This is a genomic window from Streptomyces sp. NBC_01237, assembly GCF_035917275.1.
Classification (GTDB): domain Bacteria; phylum Actinomycetota; class Actinomycetes; order Streptomycetales; family Streptomycetaceae; genus Streptomyces.
On sequence record NZ_CP108508.1, the window covers coordinates 6,864,116 to 6,884,612 of the forward strand.

Here is a 20,497-nt window from a genome sequence, read left to right on the forward strand (position 1 = left end):
GGGCGAGGGCCCGTACGCGACTGCGTACGGGCCCTCGTTCCGCTGCGGGTCACTTCTCGATCAGTCCTGCTTCTTGCGGCGGGTGCCGAAGACGATCTCGTCCCAGCTGGGCACCGCGGCCCGCCGGCCCGGACGGACCCCGTCCGCCTCGGCCTGGCGGTCGGTCGTCCCGGTCAGCCGGTCGCGATGACCGGCCACCGCCCGCGGCATCAGGACATCGGCATAGGCGGAACCGGCGCCCGCGGAAGCCGCCGCGGCCGGGGGCTCGTCGGCCTCGGGCTCCTGCCCGGCGGGTTCGAGCGCGGGCGGTTCGGGCTGCGAGGGCCGTTCCGGTACGACCATGTCGCCGCGGAAGCTCGGCACCGCTTCCAGCAGGCTGGTCAGCGAGTCGCGCTCACCGGCCGAGGGGCCGGTCAGGAAGTCGTCCGGCTCCGGCGCGGGCGGGGCGGGGCGCTCCATCTGGATCTGGCGGTCCAGGGCACGGTCCAGCGGCCGGTCGCGCGGCAGCCGGGCGATCCGGGGCACGAACGGGAAGCTGGGCTCCGGCGCGGCGACGTCGTCGCTCTCGCCGATCAGCGAGCGCGCCTCGTCGTCCACGGCCTGGACCAGTCGTCTGGGCGGGTCGTACGTCCAGCTCGCCGAGTGCGGTTCGCCCGCGACCCGGTAGACGAGGAGGACCTCCCAGGTGCCGTCGTCACGGCGCCAGGAGTCCCACTGGACGGTTTCCTTGTCGGCGCCGCGCAGCAGGAGCCGTTCCTGCACCGCCTCGCCGAGCTGGGGTCCGGTGTTCTCGCCGGGACGGCGCACAGGAGTCTTCCGGGCCCGCTCGGCCATGAAGGCGCGCTCCGCGAGCACGGGGCCCTCGAAGCGGCGAACACGGTCGACGGGGATTCCGGCGAATTGAGCGACCTCCTCCGCGGAGGCACCGGCACGTATCCGGGCCTGGATGTCGCGGGGGCGGAGGTGGCTCTCCACCTCGATCTCGATCTGGCCGAGCCGTGCGCGGTCGTTGCGCACGGCGGCGCGCAGCCGCTCATCGATCGGAAGCGTGTACTCCGTGCTGTCCGCAGCCTTGAGCACCAGTCGTGTGCCGTCGTTTGAGACGGCCACGACACGCAGTTCGGGCATGGGAACCTCCCGGGTGGTGCCTGCCGACGTCACGTGCGTCGCTGCTTCCGCTAGTCGAGTGTGGCCTGCCCGGGTGCAGCCTGCCACAACCTTGCCAAGTTGCCCGGCGTGTCGGGCATTGGCCCTGGAACGCCTGCATGACACGGTTGCCCATCGCGACCCGAAGTGACCGAAAATGGTCACCCCGTGTAGCTGGCGCCCGTGTGCCGCCTTGGCGTCGCCGGTTCGAGTGCCGCCGTCGGCCCCCTCCGTAGCTGCGGATACCCATGCGGGAGTCCGCCCCAGGGCTCGTCACAGTACTCCATTTGGGCCACCTGGGTGGACCGGCGCGCCGCCGAAGTTCTCGTGCGGCACGGGAGTTGGGTTACCCAGTTACCTGCGAAATGCCCCCGATGCGTGTCCTGCTTCACAGAATCGCCAGAAACGGAACTATTCACTTCGCTCATTTGTCCCTTCCTGTTGCATGGTGGGAGAGATGTCAAGCAGGGGCTGGTAATGGTTCAGAAGCCGGAAAGTGACATAGAACCCAAGGAAAGGCGCATAGATCTGAGTCTGCCGCAGGTCGCCGGCAGTGCCGTGGCGGCCGTCGCGGCCGCGGTACTGGCCTCGCAGCTGGGCGTGTACGGAACGATCGTGGGCGCCGGGGTGATGAGCATCGTCGCCACCTGCGGAGGGTCGGTCTTCCAGCACTTCTTCCGTCGTACGGGTGAGCAGATCCGCGAAGTCACGGTCCAGGTGACGCACCCGGCGGGCCGTCAGGTGACGGTGCGCACCAGGGAGACGATGCCGGCCCAGCAGACCCGGGCGACGGGGCGGCCGGCCGACGACGCCACGACGGTGCTGCCCACGGTGGAGCACGACCCGGACCGTACGCGAGCGCTGCGGCCCCGTACCGACGGCGCGGAAGCCCTCGGTACCGAGGGTGCCCACGGCGCCGACGCGGATCGCACGCGGGTGCTGGGGCTCGACCCCGAACGCACCCGGATGCTGAGGCGGGTCCCCGAGGCCCGGGGGCCGGAAGCCGCCGACCCGGCCCGAACGCAACTCCTCCCGCAGGCCGGCGGAGCCCGGGTACCGGTGCCGGGCGGGCCGGACGACGAGTTCTCCGGCGCGACCACGCACGGCACGCGCCTGCGCGGCTGGAAGCGCCCGGTCCTCGCCGCCGCCGTGGTCTTCGGCGTGTCGATGGTCGGGATCACCGCGTTCGAGCTGGTCTCGGGCAACGACCTGAGCGGTGGCCGGGGGACGACCGTCGGTTCCGTCGTACGCGGCGGGGACCGGGACTCCGGCCCGGCCGACCCGGCGCCGTCCGGCAGCACCGGGCAGGAGCCGGACGGAGACGGGCAGAGCCCCGGCACCGGCACCGGGTCCACGCCCGGCACGGACGAGGGCGACCGGCAGAGCCCGGACCCGGGCACGAGCCAGGACAAGGACCAGGGATCGACGACCGGGCCGACACCGACGCCCTCCCGCTCGGGCGGCGGCGACACCACGCAGTCGCCCGCTCCGCCGCCTCCCACGCCACCCGGTGACGGAGGTGGCAGTGCCGCTCCCGAGCCGACCGGCGAGGGCGCTGTCCAGGGCCAGGAGCAGCAGGCCCCGCCCGACACGGGCACCGGCGGGCGCTGATACCGGTGGGCACCGGGGGGCGTGTCGGGCTTCGCCACCGCCGCGGCGGTGGCGAAGCCCGACACGCCCTCAGTCGCCGAGGACGCGGCGCAGGTAGTCGTTGCCGAACAGACGGTCCGGGTCGAGCCGGTCGCGTACCGCGGTGAACTCGCCGAACCGCGGGTAGACCCCGGCCAGGTAGTCGGCGTCGCGGGTGTGGATCTTGCCCCAGTGCGGGCGGCCGGCATGTGCGGTCATGATCCGTTCGACGGCGGTGAAGTACGCCTGGTAGGGCGTGCCCCGGTACAGGTGCACGGCGATGTACGCGCTCTCGCGGCCCGAGGCCGTGGAGAGCGCGATGTCGTCGGCGGGCGCCGTACGGACCTCGACCGGGAAGCTGATCCGCAGCGGCGAACGGTCCACCATCGCCTTGAGCTCGCGCAGCGCCTCGACGGCGGCCTCGCGCGGGAGGGCGTACTCCATCTCCACGAAGCGCACCCGGCGCGGGCTGGTGAACACCTTGTACGGGATGTCGGTGTAGGTACGGGCCGACAGGGCCCTGCTGGAGAGCTTGGCTATCGACGGGATGGTCGCGGGGACCGCCCGGCCGAGCGAACAGGCGACCTGGAAGACCCCGTTGGAGAGCAGTTCGTCATCGATCCAGCCGCTGACCCTGCCGGGCGGGGCGGCGGGGCCCGCGCTGCGGTTGTTGCGCTTGGTGTTGCAGTTGCCGGTGTGCGGGAACCAGTAGAACTCGAAGTGCTCGTTCTCGGTCAGCAGCCGGTCGAAGTCGGCGGTGACCCGGTCGAAGGTCATCGGCTCCTCACGGGCGGTCAGCAGGAACACCGGCTCCACGGCGAAGGTGATCGCCGTGATCACGCCGAGGGCGCCGAGCCCGAGGCGGGCCACGGCGAACACGTCCGGGTTCTCCTCGGCCGAGCAGCGCAGCACCGTGCCGTCGGCGGTGACCATCTCGACGGCGCGTATCTGCGCGGATATCGACGCCGAGTCGCGGCCGGTGCCGTGGGTACCGGTGGAGGTGGCCCCGGCGACCGTCTGGTCCATGATGTCGCCCATGTTCGTGAGCGACAGTCCCTCGCGGGCGAGAGCGGTGTTGAGCCGCTTGAGCGGGGTGCCGGCCTCGACCGTCACCGTCATCGCCGTACGGTCGATCTCCCGGATTCCGGTGAGCAGGTCGGGGCGTATCAGCACCCCGTCGGTGGCCGCCGCCGCCGTGAACGAGTGTCCGGTGCCGGCCGGCTTGACCTTCAGGCCGTCCTCGCGTGCCCCGCGGAGCGTCTCGGCGAGCTCGTCCACCGAGGCGGGGGACACGGTCCGTACCGGTCGGGCGGTGACATTGCCCGCCCAGTTACGCCACGTGCTCGCCGTTGTCCGTGCGTAGGTGTCCGTCATGTTCCCCGCGCCCTCCCGTAGGTACCGGCTTGGCAAGCCGGCGATACCCCAGGAACGCCACCGCGGCCGCGAGTGCTCCCGCCACGGCGGGCACCGCGTACCCCGCCTCGGCCCCGGACGCGTCGACCACCCAGCCGGCGGCCGAGGAGCCGAGCGCCACCCCGACCGCGAGCCCGGTGCTGGTCCAGGTCATGCCCTCGGTCAGTTTGGTGCGCGGTACGTGCTGCTCGACGAGGGCCATGGTGGTCACCATCGTCGGTGCGATGGCGAGGCCCGCGACAAAGAGCGCCACGGCCAGAAACGGAAGGTTCCCGGCCAGTTGGAGGGGGATCATACTCACGGCCATCGCGCAGACCCCCACCAGCCACCTGGTGCCGGGCTTGCCCTTCAGGTGCAGCAGCCCGAACACGGCCCCCGCCAGGCAGGATCCCAGCGCGTAGACCGCCAGCACGAGGCTGGCCGCCGCCTTGTGGCCGCGCTCCTCGGCGAAGGCCACCGTCACCACGTCGACCGCCCCGAAGATCGCACCCGTCGCCACGAACGTGATCACCAGGACCTGGAGACCGGGGGAGCGCAGCGCCGAGCCGCCGGTGTGCTGCGACTTGGGGTGCGGCACCGGCTCGGTGGCGCGCTGCGCCGTCAGCCAGAAGACGCCGACCACCAGGAACACGGCGGCCAGCAGCGGTCCCGCCTCCGGGAACCAGGCGGTGGAGAGCCCGATCGAGATGATCGGCCCGAAGATGAAGCACACCTCGTCGACGATCGACTCCCACGAGTACGCGGTGTGCAGCTCGCGGCCCGAGCCGCGGTAGATCTCCGCCCAGCGGGCCCGGACCATCGACCCCACGCTCGGTACACAGCCCGCGCCCGCGGCGAAGACGAACAGCGTCCAGTCGGGCAGCCGCTGCTGGGCGCAGATCAGCAGCCCGGTGACCGCCGCCACCGAGACCAGGGTGACCGGGCGCAGCACGCGCCGCTGCCCGTAGCGGTCGACCAGCCGGGAGATCTGCGGGCCGAAGACCGCCGCCGCCATGGCGAGCGTGGCGGAGAGCGCACCGGCCAGCCCGTACCGGCCGGTGATCTGCGAAACCATGGTCACCACGCCGATGCCCATCATGGACAGCGGCATGCGGCCGAAGAATCCGGCGGCGGAGAACCCCTTGGAGCCGGGGGCGGCGAAGATGGCGCGGTAGGGGCTGGGCAAGGGGCACTCCGGTCGAGCCTGTCATGCGTGAAGATGGCCGATACAGCTTACGGCCTCTCCGGCGGCGGGGAGCGGCGGCCGGGACGCCGCGGGCGGGGCCCGGGACCGGGGCCGATGTCGGTTGCCGCACCGTCCCCGGCGGGTGGCAGGATCGAGGTCATGTCCGATCTGTGCGATCCCGCTCCCTACGACGCCCTGCTGCTGCTCTCCTTCGGTGGCCCCGAAGGCCCGGACGACGTGGTCCCGTTCCTGGCGAACGTGACCCGCGGCCGGGGCATCCCCGAGGAACGGCTGAAGGAGGTAGGCAAGCACTACTTCCTGTTCGGCGGCGTCAGCCCGATCAACGCGCAGAACAGGGCGCTGCTCGACGCCCTGCGCAAGGACTTCGCGGACCACGGCCTGGATCTGCCGGTGTACTGGGGCAACCGCAACTGGGCGCCGTACCTCACCGACACGCTGCGCGAGATGGCCGGTGACGGCCACCGCCGTATCGCCGTCCTCGCCACCAGCGCGTACGCCTCGTACTCCGGCTGCCGTCAGTACCGCGAGAACCTCGCCGAGTCGCTCGCGGTCCTGGAGGCCGAGGGGGTGGCGGTGCCGCGGGTGGACAAGCTGCGCCACTACTTCAACCACCCCGGCTTCGTGCGGCCCATGGCCGACGGGGTGCTGGCCTCGCTGGCAGACCTCCCCGAGGACGTCAGGGCCGGTGCGCATCTGGCCTTCACCACGCACTCGATCCCGGTCTCCGCCGCCGACACCTCCGGCCCCCCGGAGGCGCACGGCGACGGCGGCGCCTATGTCGCCGAGCACCTCGACGTCGCCCGCGTGATCGTCGACGCCGTGCGCGAGGAGACCGGCATCGAGTACCCCTGGCGGCTCGTCTACCAGTCGCGCAGCGGAGCCCCGCACATTCCGTGGCTGGAACCCGACATCTGCGACCACATCGAGGCGCTGCACGGCGAGGGCGTCCCGGCGGTCGTGATGGCCCCCATCGGCTTCGTCTCGGACCACATGGAGGTCCTGTACGACCTCGACACCGAGGCCACCGCGAAGGCGGCGGAGCTGGGTCTGCCGGTCCGCCGGTCCGCGACGGTCGGCGCCGACCCGCGGTTCGCCGCCGCCGTACGCGAGCTGATCCTGGAGCGCGCCGAGGCCGAGCGGGGGAGCCCGGTGACGCCCTGCGCACTGGGCGCGCTCGGCCCCTCGCACGACCTGTGCCCGGCCGGCTGCTGCCCGGCCAGGGCGCTCAAGCCGGCCGCCGCGGGCGCCGACAGCCCGTACGCGTGAAGGAGGCGGCCGGCCCCGGTGGACACCGGGCCGCGGCAGCTGAGACGCCCGACCCGAGACGACCGCACCACGACGCCCGCCACCGAGACGCCCGTACGCACGGAGAAGCCCGGACGTACCGAGCCCCTGGGAGTGCTGTGACCGACCCCGACCTGTCCGAACTGCTCGACCTCGCCCTGGAGGCCGCCCGCCGCGCCGGAGCCCTGCTGCGCGACGGCCGCCCGGCCGACCTGGGAGTGGCCGCGACGAAGTCCAGCCCCATCGACATCGTCACCGAGATGGACATCGCCGCCGAGAAGCTGATCACCGGCTTCCTGTCCGAGCGCCGCCCGCAGGACGGCTTCCTCGGTGAGGAGGGCGCCAGCTCCGCGGGCAGCAGCGGTATCCGCTGGGTCATCGACCCGCTCGACGGCACGGTGAACTACCTCTACGGCCTGCCGACCTGGGCCGTGTCGATCGCCGCCGAACGCGACGGCGAGCGGGTCGTGGGCGTCGTCGAGGCGCCGATGCGCCGCGAGACGTACCGGGCGGTGCTCGGCGGCGGTGCGTACGCGAACGGGAACGTCCTGCGCGCCCGGCCCGCCCCGCCGCTCGACCAGGCCCTCGTGTCGACCGGCTTCAACTACGTCAGCGACGTCCGTACGCACCAGGCGGACGTCGCCCGGGTGCTCATCCCGCGGCTGCGCGACATCCGGCGCAGCGGTTCGGCCGCCGTCGACCTCTGCGATGTCGCGGCCGGCCGGCTCGACGGCTACTACGAGCGCGGGCTCCACCCGTGGGACCTGGCGGCGGGCGACCTGATCGCCCGGGAAGCGGGCGCGCTCACCGGCGGACGCCCCGGACTGCCCGCCGACGGCGACCTGACCGTGGCCGCCACCCCCGGCGTCTTCGAGCCGCTCCAGGCCCTCCTCGAAGAGCTGGGCGCCTGGCACGACTGACAGAACGCCCGTCGAAGCCCCTGGTGGGGGCTCCGGCGGGCGTTCGGGTGCAGCGAAGGGCCCCGGTGCCGATCACGGCACCGGGGCCCTCTCGCAGCGACTCAGACGCTTGTGGCGCCGATTTCGACGCCGTGCTCGGCGGCCAGGCGGTGCAGGTCGTCCAGCTCGCCCTGCTCGACGTCCGCGAGGAAGTCGTCGCCCGTCTCGCGAGCACGCGTGAGGTCGGACTCGGTGCTCTTGATGCGTTGCAGCAGACCAGCGGTGAAAGCGTCCATAAAGCGCCCCCTCATCGTGGGTCGGTGGCACGGGGGTGTGCCCGGGATTCCTCCGGCCGGGGGCCGCAGGAGCGGGTGATCACGCCATTTCGCCGGTGTGCGGAGCGGGCTGTGGCATGCCACGTGCGTGGCGTGATCGCGGGTGTGAACCCCTCCTCCCCACGCGCAGCCTCAGAGAAACCTCAACTGGTCCGGGAATCCGGCGAATTCCCCGGAGCCGCAGGTGGCCGCGCGTCGTCTTACCGCCGGTTTATGCGCGTTGCGGGCAGGATGGATGCGCACAGTCGGTGCTGCTGACCGTGGAGCGAGCGGCCCCGACACGGGCCGTTCGCCGTGTGTACATATCGAAGGACCTAAGGAAGGAATGCGCCGTGCGCGTACTCGTCGTCGAGGACGAGCAGCTGCTCGCCGATGCGGTGGCCACCGGACTGCGCCGGGAGGCCATGGCCGTCGACGTGGTCTACGACGGAGCGGCGGCCCTGGAGCGCGTCGGGGTCAATGACTACGACGTCGTGGTGCTGGACCGGGACCTCCCGCTGGTGCACGGCGACGACGTCTGCCGCAGGATCGTCGAGCTGGGCATGCCCACCCGGGTGCTCATGCTCACCGCCTCCGGTGACGTCAGCGACCGCGTCGAGGGCCTGGAGCTGGGCGCGGACGACTATCTGCCCAAGCCCTTCGCCTTCAGCGAGCTGACCGCCCGGGTACGGGCCCTCGGGCGCCGTACGACCGTGGCGCTGCCGCCGGTCCTGGAGCGGGCCGGCATCAAGCTCGACCCGAACCGCCGCGAGGTCTTCCGGGACGAGCAGGAGATCCAGCTCGCCCCGAAGGAGTTCGCGGTACTGGAGGTCCTGATGCGGAGCGAGGGCGCGGTCGTCTCGGCCGAGCAGCTCCTGGAGAAGGCCTGGGACGAGAACACCGACCCGTTCACGAACGTCGTGCGGGTCACCGTCATGACGCTGCGCCGCAAGCTCGGCGAGCCGCCCGTCATCGTCACCGTGCCCGGCTCCGGATACCGGATCTGAGGGCCGTGGCCGCCCCCGCGCCGCTCACCGCGCCTCCGAAGCCCACCTGGGAACCCAAGCAGCAGGAGCCCTCGTACCCCTGGCTGCGCCCGACCATCCGGATACGGCTCACCCTGCTGTACGGCGGCATGTTCCTGATCGCGGGCATCCTGCTGCTGTCGATCATCTACATGCTGGCCGCCCAGGCCCTGCACGTGGGCACCGAGCTGCCCTTCAAGCTGCTGCCCGACAGCAAGATCCAGCTGACCAACAACGCCTGCCCGGCGCTCACCCCGGGCCTCTCCGCCGACCAGGCCAACGCCGCGCTCAAGGCGTGCAACGGGGAGCAGCGCCAGCACGCGCTGGACACGCTGCTCAACCGCTCGCTGCTGACCCTGGTCGGCCTGAGCGTCATCGCGTTCGCCTTCGGGTACGCCATGGCGGGCCGCGTCCTGTCCCCGCTGGGCCGGATCACCCGCACCGCCCGCAGAGTGGCGGGCACCGACCTGTCCCGCCGGATCGAGCTGGACGGCCCGGACGACGAGCTCAAGGAGCTGTCCGACACCTTCGACGACATGCTGGACCGGCTGGAGCGGGCCTTCACCGCCCAGCAGCGGTTCGTCGGCAACGCCTCGCACGAGCTGCGCACCCCGCTCGCGATCAACCGCACGCTCCTGGAGGTCCATCTCTCCGACCCGGAGGCCCCGCCGGAGCTCCAGCAGCTCGGCAAGACCCTCCTGGCCACCAACGAGCGCAGCGAGCAGCTGGTGGAGGGTCTGCTGCTGCTCGCCCGCAGCGACAACCAGATCGTCGAGCGCAAGCCCGTCGACCTCGCCGAAGTCGCCGAGCGCGCCATCGACCAGGCCCGTGCGGAGGCCACGTCGAAGGGCGTGACGATCCGCGGCGAGCGGGCGGTGGCCGTCGTGCAGGGCAACGGGGTCCTGCTGGAGCGGATCGCCCTGAACCTCGTACAGAACGCGGTGCGCTACAACGTGGCCGATGCGGGCTGGGTGGAGGTCACCACCGAGCTCCAGCCCGGACACGCCCTGCTGGTCGTCTCGAACACAGGTCCTGTGGTGCCGGCGTACGAGATCGACAACCTCTTCGAGCCCTTCAGACGGCTGCGCACGGAGCGCACCGGCAGCGACAAGGGGGTCGGCCTCGGCCTGTCGATCGCGCGATCCGTCGCGCGGGCCCACGGAGGCCGTATCATCGCGGAGCCCCGCGAGGGCGGTGGTCTCGTGATGCGTGTCACCCTGCCGGTCTGAGAGGCTGCACGGTGTGACGCCCGCACCGAATCCCTGTGTTCGCTTTGGGCGGAATTTTCAGGACCCGTTCCCCCTCGATCCATGTGTGATCGATCACAGAAGCGATTTTCAGGCCATCTACTCTCCGTGATCAAGCCTCCATCGGAAAGCCGGTAATCGTCCGGGTTTTCGGGGGCCGATATCACGGGAAGTACACGGGGTGGCGCCCGTGAACTGCACCATCAGGACCGTGTACGGTCCCCATCGCCACCCAAGCCGAACGCCGTCGCGGTTGTCCGGTTGGGTGTCGATTGAGTAACAGACCTTGATGTGAGGCAAGATCTCCGCCTCAGGTCGGGCACAAGTCCGGCCTCTCACGCGTTACGTGCGCTGAGACACCCGCAGACACCCATGAGGGGGAGAGCGACATGGCAACGGATTACGACACCCCACGCAAGACCGACGACGACGTGGACCAGGACAGCCTCGAAGAGCTCAAGGCTCGTCGGAGCGACAAGACGGCATCCGCCGTCGACGTCGACGAGTTCGACGCGGCCGAAGGGCTGGAGCTGCCCGGCGCGGACCTTTCCAACGAGGAACTGGCCGTCCGGGTCCTGCCCAAGCAGGCCGATGAGTTCACCTGCATGAGCTGCTTCCTCGTGCACCACCGGAGTCAGCTGGCCCGCGAGAAGAACGGCCAGCCGATCTGCCGCGACTGCGACTGAGGTCGAGTCGGCCGTGGCGGGCGACACACCGTTCCGGAAGCGGCGCCTGCGGCGCCGGCACGGTCCGGAGACGCATCAGGGCGGCACAGGCCCGGCAGAGGGCATCAGCCCGTCTGCCGAGCGTTCTGCCGCCCTGCCCGATCCTTCCGGTACCTCCGACGACGAGCGGGGCCGTTCGGCCTCGCTCGAAGTGGCCGGGGCGGCAGGCGTACCGGACGGGGCCGAACAGACCACGACGACGGAGCCCAGGACCGGGGCGGGCCGTCTGGACACACTGAAACGGGGCGTACGCAAGGGCGGAGAGAGCGCCAGGGCCGCGGTCGGCCAGCTGGCCGACCGGATCATCGACATGGCTCCCCGCGTCCCGGTGCGGGATCTGGCCACCCTGCGCGCGCAGTTTCCGGGACTCGGCCCCGAGGAACTCGCCGACAAACTCATCGCGGGCGCGAGCAGAGCGACCGCGACCGTCGGCGCGGGCATCGGGGCGGCGGCCATGCTGCCCGTACCGCCCGCCATGCTCGCCGAGCTGGCAGCGGAGATCACCGGCGTCGCCGCGATCGAGATGAAGCTCGTCGCCGAGCTCCACGAGGTCTACGGCCGGCGCCCGCAGGGCAATCTCGCCCAGCGCTCCACCGCGTATCTGACGTCCTGGACCGAGGAGCGCGGCATCGACGTCTCCCGGCCCACCACGCTCAACGCTGCACTGGGCGGCCAGATGAAACGCGAGCTGCGCCAGCAGATCATGAAGCGCATGGTGCGCGATCTGCCGAACCTGATTCCGTTCATGGTCGGCGCCGCGGTCGGCGCCGTGATGAACCGCCGCGACACCAAGAAGCTCGCCGAGAGGGTCAGGAAGGACCTGCGCAAGCAGCAGGTCGACTGGGACCGGCTCACCGAGCTGCCTCCCCTGGAGCAGCCCGCACATCCGGCCGAGCTGCCCGGGACGACCGACAGGACCACCGGGAACGACGAGCACTGAGGGCTGTCCTCAGGGACGGGGAAGCAGGCCCCGCGAAGGGCGCTCAGGCCGCCCGTACCGCCGTGAGCGCCGCCGCCAGGCCCTGCGGGTCCCGGGTGGACAGATAGACGTACGGAGTCGGGTCGGACGGATCCGTGACCTCCACCCGCACCGCCGTCGGCACATAGCTGCGCAGCAGCATGAACGCCCGCGCGTCCGCCTTGTGCGAGCGCCAGGCCCGCGCCTCCTCCGCGTCCAGCACCTCGGGCTCCCCGAGCGCCGACAGCGGAATCCGCGCGTCACCCGCGACCAGCGCGCCCGCCACCACCCGGATCCGTACGGATCCGTACGAACTCACCACGACCGCCGTCGCGGCGGTGCCGCCGACCAGGCCGCCGAGCAGGGGCAGGGTGCCGAGCGGCAGGAGCATCAGCGCACAGGCGATGCCGACCCCGAAGGCGATGAACCACCAGGAACGGGGGGCGGTGAGACGTTCGTCGAAGGGCGGTGCGGAAGGCTGCATGAATCCAAGCTTGGCACGGCGCGACCCGGGGTAGTCCGCGCGGGTAAGGTCTGCGCCTGTGAGTGGAACATCTGCAGCTCTGACACCCCCGGCCGACGCGGTGGCGCCGGTCCGGCACCCCGACGCGCCCGCCCCCGGCGAGCTCCTCGGCGCGCACTACGAACACTGTTTCGGCTGCGGTGGGGGACAGCCGCACGGTCTGCACCTCCAGGCGCGGGCCGGCGACGGCGTGAGCGTGACCGCCGAGTTCACCGTGAAGGCCGCCCACCAGGGCGCACCGGGCCTCGCGCACGGTGGCGTACTGGCCACGGCGCTGGACGAGACCCTCGGCTCGCTGAACTGGCTCCTGCGGGTCATCGCGGTGACCGGGCGGCTGGAGACCGACTTCGTGCGGCCGGTTCCGGTGGACACCGTGCTGCACCTCGACGCGCGGATCACCGCCGTACACGGCCGGAAGATCTACTCCAGTGCCACCGGCCGGATCGGCGGCCCGGACGGGCCCGTCGCGGTCCGTGCCGACGCGCTCTTCATCGAGGTCAAGGTCGACCACTTCATCGAGAACGGCCGCCCGGCCGAGATCCGCGCAGCGATGGCCGACCCCGACCAGGTCAAGCGCGCCCGTGCCTTCGAGGTGAACCCCTGATGCGACAGCCCGTCGACGTACTGATCCGACTCGTCGACCCGGACGTGCCGATTCCGTCCTACGGACATCCGGGCGACGCCGGGGCCGACCTGGTGACCACCGAGGCCGCGGAACTCGCCCCCGGCGAGCGGACCGTGCTGCCCACCGGAGTGTCGATCGCCCTGCCCGACGGGTACGCCGCGTTCGTGCACCCGCGTTCGGGCCTCGCGGCCCGCTGCGGAGTCGCCCTGGTGAATGCCCCAGGGACGGTTGATGCCGGGTACCGTGGGGAGATCAAGGTGATCGTGGTCAATCTCGACCCGCGCGAGAGCGTGCGGTTCGAGCGGTTCGACCGGATTGCCCAACTGGTCGTCCAGCAGGTCGAGAAGGTGCGCTTCCACGAGGTGGCGGAGCTTCCCGGCTCGGCGCGGGCCGAGGGGGGCTTCGGGTCCACCGGCGGTCATGCCGCCGTGGACGGTGTCAGGGGCGGGATCACCGACGGTGGGAACAGCTACGCATCGGTCGTATCCGACCGGGAAGGACATTGACGTGTTCGGACGTCGCAAGAAGAGTGGTTCCGCCGAGGACACGGCGGACGAAGCGCGCGAGGCCGGGCAGGTCGCCGACGAGCTCGACGGTACCGACGGAGCCGAGTCCGGCGCTCGCCGGACGAACCTTCCGCCTGCCCCCAGGCCGGACGGGCCGTGGGACATCGAGGAGGTCTCCCAGCCCGGCGAGGGCCGGGTCGACCTGGGCGGCATCTTCGTGCCCGGTGTCGAGGGCATGGAGCTGCGGGTCGAGGTGGCCGGGGACGCGATCGTCGCCGCCACCGTGGTCCTGCGCGACAGCGCGGTCCAGCTGCAGGCCTTCGCCGCCCCCAAGAAGGAGGGCATCTGGGGCGAGGTCCGCGAGGAGATCGCCTCGGGCATCACCCAGCAGGGCGGGATCATCGACGAGGTCGAGGGCCCGCTGGGCTGGGAGCTGCGCGCCCAGGTCCCCGTACAGCTTCCGGACGGGACGAACGGCGTGCAGCTGGTGCGCTTCGTCGGCGTCGACGGACCGCGCTGGTTCCTGCGCGGGGTGATCTCCGGTCAGGGTGCCGTGCAGCCGGAGGCCGCCGGACTGCTGGAGACGATCTTCCAGGACACCGTGGTCGTCCGCGGGGAGGGCCCGATGGCCCCGCGCGACCCCATCGTCCTCAAGCTCCCCAACGACGCCCAGATGGTGCCGGAGGGAATCCAGCAGGAGGACCAGGAGAACTCGAAGTTCTCCGGTGGCATGGGGCAGCTCCAGCGCGGACCCGAGATCACCGAGGTCCGCTAGACACGCTCTCGGCACATACGCCGGCCGGTGGGCCGCACCCCTTTCACGGGGTGCGGCCCACCGGCTTTTTCCGTGCGTCCCCACCGCGTGCGGGGGCGCGCGTATGGGGCGCGTATCGGGCACGTATGGGCGGCATCAAGGGCTTGCCCCTCACCGTAAGGAAGGCATCAACGCGAGCGGAGAAGGCTCCGGGCGGATGTTTGCTCATGAGGTCCGAGAATCCGAACCTCATCTAGGAGCACACGATGGCCGATGTGGCCTTCGTCGTCACCACGATCGCGGTGTTCGCGCTGGTGGCTCTCATCGCGCGGGGGGTGGCGAAGCTGTGACTGCCGAGAACATCGTCGGTCTGATCGTGGCCGTCGCCCTGCTGGGCTACCTCGTCCTCGCCCTTCTGTACCCGGAGAGGTTCTGAGCCCGAAATGAGCCCCGTCCTCGCTGGTGTGCTCCAGTTGCTCGCGCTCGTCGTGGCGCTGGGTCTGGCGTACCGTCCGCTCGGCGACCACATGGCCCGCGTCTACTCCTCGAACCGGCATCTGCGGGTGGAGAAGTGGATATACAAGGCCATCGGCGCCAATCCCACCACCGAAATGCGCTGGCCCGCCTATCTGCGCGGCGTCCTGGCCTTCTCGGCGGTGAGCGTCCTCTTCCTGTACCTGATGCAACGGGTGCAGGGGTCCCTGCCCGGCTCGCTCGGCTTCTCGTCGATCGACCCGGACCAGGCGTTCAACACGGCGGCGTCCTTCGTCGCCAACACCAACTGGCAGTCGTACTACGGCGAACAGGCCATGGGCCACGTCGTGCAGACCGGCGGCCTCGCGGTGCAGAACTTCGTCTCGGCGGCGGTCGGCATGGCCGTCGCGGTGGCACTGGTACGCGGCTTCGCCCGTGTCCGCACTGGTGAACTCGGCAACTTCTGGTCCGACCTGGTGCGCGGCACCGTACGGATCCTGATCCCGATCGCGGTGATCGGCGCCCTCGTGCTGGTCGCCTGCGGCGCCATCCAGAACTTCTCCGGCATCCACGAGGTCGGCCAGTTCAACGGCGGCACGCAGCAGTGGAACGGCGGGGCGGTCGCCTCGCAGGAGGTCATCAAGGAGCTGGGTACGAACGGCGGCGGTTACTTCAACGCCAACTCGTCCCACCCCTTCGAGAACCCCAACCCGCTCTCGAACCTCTTCGAGATCTTCCTGATCCTGGTCATCCCGTTCGCCCTGACCCGGACCTTCGGCAAGATGGTCGGCAACGTCAAGCAGGGCTACGCGATCCTCGCCACGATGGGCGTCATCTGGCTCGGCTTCAGTGCGCTGATGATGTGGACCGAATTCGCCCACAACGGCCCCGCGTTCGACATCGCGGGCGGGGCGATGGAGGGCAAGGAGAACCGGTTCGGGATCGGTGGCTCGTCGATCTTCGCGGTCGCCACCACCCTCACCTCGACCGGCGCGGTGAACTCCTTCCACTCCTCGTACACCGGCTTCGGCGGCGGCATCACCATGCTGGGCATGCAGCTCGGCGAGATCGCGCCCGGCGGTGTCGGTTCGGGGCTCTACGGGATGCTGATCATGGCGATCATCGCGGTGTTCATCGCGGGTCTGATGGTCGGCCGTACGCCGGAATACCTCGGCAAGAAGATCGGCACCCGCCAGATCAAGTTCGCGGCCTGCTACATCCTGATCACCCCGGCGCTGGTGCTCTGCTTCACCGCCGCGGCCATGGCACTGCCCACTCCGGGCAACTCCATGACCAACTCGGGGGCACACGGCTTCTCGGAGATCCTGTACGCCTACACCTCCGGTGCCAACAACAACGGATCGGCCTTCGCCGGGCTGAACGCGGACACCCAGTGGTTCAACACCACCATCGGTGTCGCGATGCTGCTCGGCCGGTTCCTGCCCATGGTGTTCGTCCTGGCCCTGGCCGGCTCACTGGCCGAACAGAAGCCCGTACCGGCGACCGTCGGCACGCTCGGCACCCAGAAGCCGCTGTTCAGCGGTCTGCTGGTCGGCACGATCCTCATCATCACCGGCCTCACCTACTTCCCGGCCCTCGCGCTGGGTCCGCTCGCCGAAGGGCTGGCGTCATGACCACCAACGTAAAGAAGCCTGAGGAGCCCGGCTCCATGTCCACCGCCGATCCGGGCCTCGCGCCCCACAGTGACCTGCCGACGGGACGCGGGCCCGAAGGGCGGGTCGGCGGGGGCCTGTTCGACCCCAAGCAGCTGGTCACCTCGTTCCCCGACGCGGTCCGCAAGCTGGATCCCCGGGTGATGGTCAAGTCCCCGGTGATGTTCGTCGTGCTGATCGGCTCGGTGCTCACCACCGTGCTCGCCGTGCTGGATCCGACGGACTGGTTCGGCTGGGCCATCGCGGGCTGGCTGTGGCTGACGACGATCTTCGCCAACCTGGCGGAGGCGGTGGCGGAGGGGCGCGGCAAGGCACAGGCCGACACGCTGCGCAGGGCGAAGACCGACACGGTCGCCCGACGGCTCATCGGGAAGAACGAGGAGCGGGTCGCCGGCACCGATCTGCGCATCGGGGACCTGGTGGTCTGCGAGGCGGGCGACATCATCCCCGGCGACGGGGACGTCGTCGAAGGTGTCGCGAGTGTGGACGAGTCCGCGATCACGGGTGAGTCGGCACCGGTCATCCGCGAGTCCGGCGGTGACCGCTCGGCGGTGACCGGGGGCACGAAGGTGCTCTCCGACCGGATCGTCATCAAGATCACCACCAAGCCCGGCGAGACGTTCATCGACCGGATGATCGCCCTGGTCGAGGGCGCGGCCCGGCAGAAGACGCCCAACGAGATCGCGCTGAACATCCTGCTCGCCTCGCTGACCATCGTCTTCCTGCTGGCCGTGGTGACCCTGCAGCCGTTCGCGATCTACGCGGGCGAGAAGCAGTCGATGATCGTGCTGGCCGCTCTGCTGGTCTGCCTGATCCCGACCACCATCGGTGCGCTGCTCTCCGCGATCGGCATCGCGGGCATGGACCGGCTGGTCCAGCGCAATGTGCTGGCCATGTCCGGGCGCGCGGTCGAGGCGGCGGGCGATGTGTCGACGCTGCTGCTCGACAAGACCGGCACGATCACGCTGGGCAACCGGCAGGCCGCCGAGTTCGTCCCGGTCAAGGGTGTGACGGAGGCCGAGCTGGCGGACGCCGCCCAGCTGTCGTCGCTGGCCGACGAGACGCCCGAGGGCCGCTCGATCGTGGTCCTGGCCAAGGAGAAGTACGGGCTGCGCGAGCGTCACCAGGGCCGGCTGACACAGGCCGAGTGGGTCGTGTTCACCGCCCAGACCCGGATGTCCGGGGTGGACGTCGACGGGCTCAAGGTACGCAAGGGCGCGACCGGTTCGGTCATCGCCTGGGTCAAGGAGCGTGGCGGCAGTGTCTCGCAGGACGCGCAGACGCTCACCGACCGGATCTCCCAGGCTGGTGGCACGCCGCTGCTGGTGGCTCTGGAGGACGCGGACGGCGCGCGGGTCCTGGGTGTCATCCACCTCAAGGACGTCGTCAAGGAAGGCATGAAGGAGCGGTTCGACGAGCTGCGCCGCATGGGCATCAGGACGGTCATGATCACGGGTGACAACCCGCTGACCGCGAAGGCCATCGCCGAGGAGGCGGGAGTCGACGACTTCCTCGCGGAGGCGACGCCCGAGGACAAGATGGCTCTGATCAAGCGGGAGCAGGCGGGGGGCAAGCTGGTCGCGATGACCGGTGACGGGACGAATGATGCCCCGGCTCTGGCGCAGGCGGATGTCGGTGTGGCGATGAACACCGGTACTTCGGCCGCGAAGGAGGCCGGGAACATGGTGGACCTGGACTCCAATCCGACCAAGCTGATCGAGATCGTCGAGATCGGCAAGCAGCTCCTGATCACCCGCGGCGCACTCACCACGTTCTCCATCGCCAACGACGTCGCGAAGTACTTCGCGATCATCCCGGCCATGTTCGCCGTGGTCTACCCGGGCCTGGACAAGCTCAACATCATGGACCTCTCCTCCCCGAGGTCCGCGATCCTGTCCGCCGTCATCTTCAACGCGCTGATCATCATCGCGCTGGTTCCGCTCGCCCTGAAGGGCGTCAGCTACCGGCCCTCCAGCGCCGACAGCATGCTCCGGCGCAACCTCGGCATCTACGGACTGGGCGGCCTCGTCGCCCCGTTCATCGGCATCAAGATCATCGACCTGATCCTCTCCCTCATCCCCGGAATCGGCTGACCTGCCATGAACAACTCCCTAGGAAGCACGGCCCGGCTGCTGGGCGCCGGACTGCGTGCCCTGCTCGTCCTCACCCTGGTCTGCGGCGTCATCTACCCGCTCGCCGTCACCGGTGTCGCCCAGGCACTCTTCCCCGGCAAGGCCAACGGCTCCGAAGTCACCTCGAACGGGAAGGTCGTCGGCTCCTCCCTCATCGGGCAGCGCTACGACCTGCCGCTGAAGGACGGCCAGGAGACCGCCGAGCCGGACCTCAAGTGGTTCCAGCCCCGTCCCTCCAACGGTCTGGGCAGCAACAGCGTCAACACCCAGTACAAGCTGATCCTCTCCGGCGCGACCAACCGCTCCGGCGACAACGAGGAACTCATCGACTGGGTCACCGCCGCCAAGGCCGCCGTGGTCAAGGACAACTCCGTCCCCGGTCACCGGGTCGACCCGGCCGATGTGCCGGCCGACGCCGTCACCTCCTCCGGCTCCGGTCTCGACCCCGACATCTCCCCGGCCTACGCCGAACTCCAGATCCGCCGCGTCGCGGAGAAGAACCACCTCGACGTGAACCAGGTGGAGAAACTGGTCGAGGACCACACCGACGGCCGCATCCTCGGCTTCATGGGCGAACCCCGCGTCAACGTCCTCCAGCTCAACATCGCGCTGAAGGACCTGGCGAAGGGCGCCTGAACCGCCCGCACGGCCCGCAACGCAGTCGTGCCCGCCCGCTGTACGGACTCTCCCGTGGCTCATGGGGCAGTTCGACACCGGGGCGGGCACGGCGGGCGCCGTGCTGCCGAGGGACACCGCGGGCGGGACACGGGCCGCGTCACCGCACGGCGGACGGGACGTCGACGCGAGGACGCGGGGCCGCGTCCTCGCACGTGAAGGCGTGGGGAGGGGGTGATCGCCCGCGACCGGCCCCCTCCGGCCGCTCGGCCGGCACCCCGAACCCGGGCGGCCCGAGAACTGACCATTGCCCGGCCGTGTGCCTCATGCACATACTGGCGACCGCGAGAGACGCGTACGTACGGGGAGTGACATGACCGAGAGCACCAGCGGACAGAGCAGCACGGCCGTAGCCGAGGACCCGGCACGCGGGCCCATGGTGCGCGTCGAGGACCTGCACCGTTCGTACGGCACGGGCGCCGCCGCCGTGCACGCCCTGCGCGGCGTCTCCTTCGAGATCCCGCGCGGCGAACTGGTCGCGCTCAAGGGACGCTCCGGCTCCGGCAAGACGACCCTGCTCAACCTGGTCGGCGGCCTGGACGCGCCGGACGGCGGCCGCATCACCGTCGAGGGCACCGACATCTCCGCACTGGGCGAGAACGGGCTGCTCGAACTGCGCCGCGACCGGATCGGCTTCATCTTCCAGTCGTTCGGCCTGATTCCCATCCTGACCGCCGCCGAGAACGTCGGCGTACCGATGCGCCTGCGCAAGGCCGACCCGGTCGAGCGCGAGGAGCGGGTGGCACTGCTGCTCTCCCTGGTCGGCCTCGGCGACCACACCCAGCAGCGCCCCGGCGAACTCTCCGGTGGCCAGCAGCAGCGCGTCGCCATCGCCAGGGCGCTCGCCAACCGCCCCGCCCTCCTGATCGCCGACGAGCCGACCGGGCAGCTCGACGCGGAGACCGGACTCGCGGTCATGGAGCTGCTGCGCGCGGTCGTCCGCAGCGAGAACGTCACCGCCCTGGTCGCCACCCACGACCCCCAGCTGCTGGGCTTCGCCGACCGGGTCCTGGAGCTGAGCGACGGGCACATCGTCGAGCACGCGTGACGCCCGGCCGCGTCGAGCGCGCGTGAAGGCCGTCGAGCGCGCGTGACGGCCGTCGAGTGTGCGTGACGCCCGGCCGTCGAGTGTGCGTGACGGCCGGATCGTCTAGCAGGTGTCACGGCCGTCGAGCATGTGTGACGGCCGTCGAGCACGCGTGACGGCCTGCCCGGCAGTTCTGCCCCCGGGGCAGAACTGCCGGGCACGCGCAACGGGCCTGCCGACCGGCCGGCAGAGCACCCGCCTGCGGCCTTTCCGGCAGGTCGC

At 70.7% G+C, this 20,497-nt stretch carries 20 protein-coding genes; 15 read left to right on the top strand and 5 right to left on the bottom strand.

Features of this window, described 5'->3' with window-relative positions:
- Positions 1–60: 60 nt before the first annotated feature.
- Positions 61–1,128 (bottom strand): septation protein SepH, encoded by a 1,068-nt coding sequence (sepH, locus tag OG251_RS30560; protein ID WP_326680116.1) that lies wholly within the window; start codon positions 1,126–1,128, stop codon positions 61–63.
- A 495-nt stretch (positions 1,129–1,623) separates the two neighbouring features.
- On the opposite strand from sepH, the gene OG251_RS30565 reads away from it, so the two are divergent.
- Positions 1,624–2,757 (top strand): hypothetical protein, encoded by a 1,134-nt coding sequence (locus tag OG251_RS30565; RefSeq protein ID WP_326680117.1) that lies wholly within the window; start codon positions 1,624–1,626, stop codon positions 2,755–2,757.
- A 69-nt stretch (positions 2,758–2,826) separates the two neighbouring features.
- On the opposite strand, the gene OG251_RS30570 is transcribed toward OG251_RS30565, so the two are convergent.
- Positions 2,827–4,149 carry a D-arabinono-1,4-lactone oxidase gene (locus tag OG251_RS30570; protein WP_326680118.1) on the bottom strand — a complete coding sequence of 441 codons (1,323 nt, stop codon included), beginning with the start codon at positions 4,147–4,149 and terminating at the stop codon, positions 2,827–2,829.
- Positions 4,106–5,353: an MFS transporter gene (locus OG251_RS30575; protein ID WP_326680119.1), complete on the bottom strand. Its 1,248-nt coding sequence runs from the start codon at positions 5,351–5,353 to the stop codon at positions 4,106–4,108. The genes OG251_RS30570 and OG251_RS30575 overlap by 44 nt, the downstream gene beginning before the upstream one ends.
- 159 nt (positions 5,354–5,512) lie before the next feature.
- Between OG251_RS30575 and OG251_RS30580 the strand changes: the two genes are divergently transcribed.
- Together OG251_RS30580 and OG251_RS30585 are read left to right on the top strand one after the other, a co-directional pair.
- Positions 5,513–6,640 carry a ferrochelatase gene (locus OG251_RS30580; RefSeq protein WP_326680120.1) on the top strand — a complete coding sequence of 376 codons (1,128 nt, stop codon included), beginning with the start codon at positions 5,513–5,515 and terminating at the stop codon, positions 6,638–6,640.
- 137 nt (positions 6,641–6,777) lie between these two features.
- Positions 6,778–7,578: an inositol monophosphatase family protein gene (locus OG251_RS30585; RefSeq protein WP_326680121.1), complete on the top strand. Its 801-nt coding sequence runs from the start codon at positions 6,778–6,780 to the stop codon at positions 7,576–7,578.
- 101 nt (positions 7,579–7,679) lie between these two features.
- Here the strand turns inward: OG251_RS30585 and OG251_RS30590 are convergent, their stop codons facing one another.
- Positions 7,680–7,853: a hypothetical protein gene (locus OG251_RS30590; RefSeq protein WP_326680122.1), complete on the bottom strand. Its 174-nt coding sequence runs from the start codon at positions 7,851–7,853 to the stop codon at positions 7,680–7,682.
- 371 nt (positions 7,854–8,224) lie between these two features.
- Here OG251_RS30590 and OG251_RS30595 point away from each other — a divergent pair, with 371 nt between their 5' ends.
- The 4 genes from OG251_RS30595 (at position 8,225) to OG251_RS30610 (ending at position 11,808) form a co-directional block, all read left to right on the top strand.
- Positions 8,225–8,878, top strand: coding sequence for a response regulator transcription factor (locus tag OG251_RS30595; RefSeq protein ID WP_073721987.1), 654 nt, complete (start codon positions 8,225–8,227; stop codon positions 8,876–8,878).
- Positions 8,875–10,125, top strand: a complete 1,251-nt coding sequence (locus OG251_RS30600) for a sensor histidine kinase (protein ID WP_326681471.1) — start codon at positions 8,875–8,877, stop codon at positions 10,123–10,125. The genes OG251_RS30595 and OG251_RS30600 overlap by 4 nt, the downstream gene beginning before the upstream one ends.
- A gap of 407 nt (positions 10,126–10,532) precedes the next feature.
- Complete coding sequence (locus OG251_RS30605; protein ID WP_003965732.1) at positions 10,533–10,829, top strand: DUF4193 domain-containing protein; 297 nt, start codon at positions 10,533–10,535, stop codon at positions 10,827–10,829.
- Between the two features lie 13 nt (positions 10,830–10,842).
- Positions 10,843–11,808 (top strand): hypothetical protein, encoded by a 966-nt coding sequence (locus OG251_RS30610; RefSeq protein ID WP_326680123.1) that lies wholly within the window; start codon positions 10,843–10,845, stop codon positions 11,806–11,808.
- Between the two features lie 43 nt (positions 11,809–11,851).
- Here the strand turns inward: OG251_RS30610 and OG251_RS30615 are convergent, their stop codons facing one another.
- Positions 11,852–12,310 carry a DUF3093 domain-containing protein gene (locus OG251_RS30615; RefSeq protein WP_073721993.1) on the bottom strand — a complete coding sequence of 153 codons (459 nt, stop codon included), beginning with the start codon at positions 12,308–12,310 and terminating at the stop codon, positions 11,852–11,854.
- Positions 12,311–12,368: 58 nt separating this feature from the next.
- Between OG251_RS30615 and OG251_RS30620 the strand changes: the two genes are divergently transcribed.
- The 8 genes from OG251_RS30620 (at position 12,369) to OG251_RS30655 (ending at position 20,236) form a co-directional block, all read left to right on the top strand.
- A complete protein-coding gene (locus OG251_RS30620) occupies positions 12,369–12,953 on the top strand; it encodes a PaaI family thioesterase (RefSeq protein WP_326680124.1) in 585 nt (194 codons plus the stop codon).
- On the top strand, positions 12,953–13,480 hold the full coding sequence (dut, locus tag OG251_RS30625; RefSeq protein WP_326680125.1) for a dUTP diphosphatase: 528 nt from the start codon (positions 12,953–12,955) through the stop codon (positions 13,478–13,480). Before OG251_RS30620 ends, dut begins: the two co-directional genes overlap by 1 nt.
- A 1-nt stretch (position 13,481) precedes the next feature.
- On the top strand, positions 13,482–14,255 hold the full coding sequence (locus OG251_RS30630) for a DUF3710 domain-containing protein (RefSeq protein ID WP_073721999.1): 774 nt from the start codon (positions 13,482–13,484) through the stop codon (positions 14,253–14,255).
- A gap of 325 nt (positions 14,256–14,580) precedes the next feature.
- Positions 14,581–14,670, top strand: coding sequence for a K(+)-transporting ATPase subunit F (gene kdpF / locus OG251_RS30635; protein ID WP_037701211.1), 90 nt, complete (start codon positions 14,581–14,583; stop codon positions 14,668–14,670).
- Between the two features lie 7 nt (positions 14,671–14,677).
- Positions 14,678–16,342, top strand: a complete 1,665-nt coding sequence (gene kdpA / locus OG251_RS30640) for a potassium-transporting ATPase subunit KdpA (protein WP_326680126.1) — start codon at positions 14,678–14,680, stop codon at positions 16,340–16,342.
- Complete coding sequence (gene kdpB, locus OG251_RS30645; protein ID WP_326680127.1) at positions 16,339–18,474, top strand: potassium-transporting ATPase subunit KdpB; 2,136 nt, start codon at positions 16,339–16,341, stop codon at positions 18,472–18,474. The genes kdpA and kdpB overlap by 4 nt, the downstream gene beginning before the upstream one ends.
- Positions 18,475–18,480: 6 nt before the next feature.
- Positions 18,481–19,149 (top strand): potassium-transporting ATPase subunit C, encoded by a 669-nt coding sequence (locus OG251_RS30650; RefSeq protein WP_326680128.1) that lies wholly within the window; start codon positions 18,481–18,483, stop codon positions 19,147–19,149.
- Between the two features lie 352 nt (positions 19,150–19,501).
- Positions 19,502–20,236, top strand: coding sequence for an ABC transporter ATP-binding protein (locus OG251_RS30655; protein ID WP_326680129.1), 735 nt, complete (start codon positions 19,502–19,504; stop codon positions 20,234–20,236).
- Positions 20,237–20,497 lie beyond the last annotated feature (261 nt).

Bases quoted from the DNA above. Each gene is read 5' to 3' on its own strand.
- sepH (WP_326680116.1), bottom strand. From the start codon at position 1,128: ATGCCCGAACTGCGTGTCGTGGCCGTCTCAAACGACGGCACACGACTG.
- OG251_RS30565 (WP_326680117.1), top strand. From the start codon at position 1,624: ATGGTTCAGAAGCCGGAAAGTGACATAGAACCCAAGGAAAGGCGCATA.
- OG251_RS30570 (WP_326680118.1), bottom strand. From the start codon at position 4,149: ATGACGGACACCTACGCACGGACAACGGCGAGCACGTGGCGTAACTGG.
- OG251_RS30580 (WP_326680120.1), top strand. From the start codon at position 5,513: ATGTCCGATCTGTGCGATCCCGCTCCCTACGACGCCCTGCTGCTGCTC.
- OG251_RS30590 (WP_326680122.1), bottom strand. From the start codon at position 7,853: ATGGACGCTTTCACCGCTGGTCTGCTGCAACGCATCAAGAGCACCGAG.
- OG251_RS30605 (WP_003965732.1), top strand. From the start codon at position 10,533: ATGGCAACGGATTACGACACCCCACGCAAGACCGACGACGACGTGGAC.
- OG251_RS30615 (WP_073721993.1), bottom strand. From the start codon at position 12,310: ATGCAGCCTTCCGCACCGCCCTTCGACGAACGTCTCACCGCCCCCCGT.
- dut (WP_326680125.1), top strand. From the start codon at position 12,953: ATGCGACAGCCCGTCGACGTACTGATCCGACTCGTCGACCCGGACGTG.
- kdpA (WP_326680126.1), top strand. From the start codon at position 14,678: ATGAGCCCCGTCCTCGCTGGTGTGCTCCAGTTGCTCGCGCTCGTCGTG.
- kdpB (WP_326680127.1), top strand. From the start codon at position 16,339: ATGACCACCAACGTAAAGAAGCCTGAGGAGCCCGGCTCCATGTCCACC.
- OG251_RS30650 (WP_326680128.1), top strand. From the start codon at position 18,481: ATGAACAACTCCCTAGGAAGCACGGCCCGGCTGCTGGGCGCCGGACTG.
- OG251_RS30655 (WP_326680129.1), top strand. From the start codon at position 19,502: ATGACCGAGAGCACCAGCGGACAGAGCAGCACGGCCGTAGCCGAGGAC.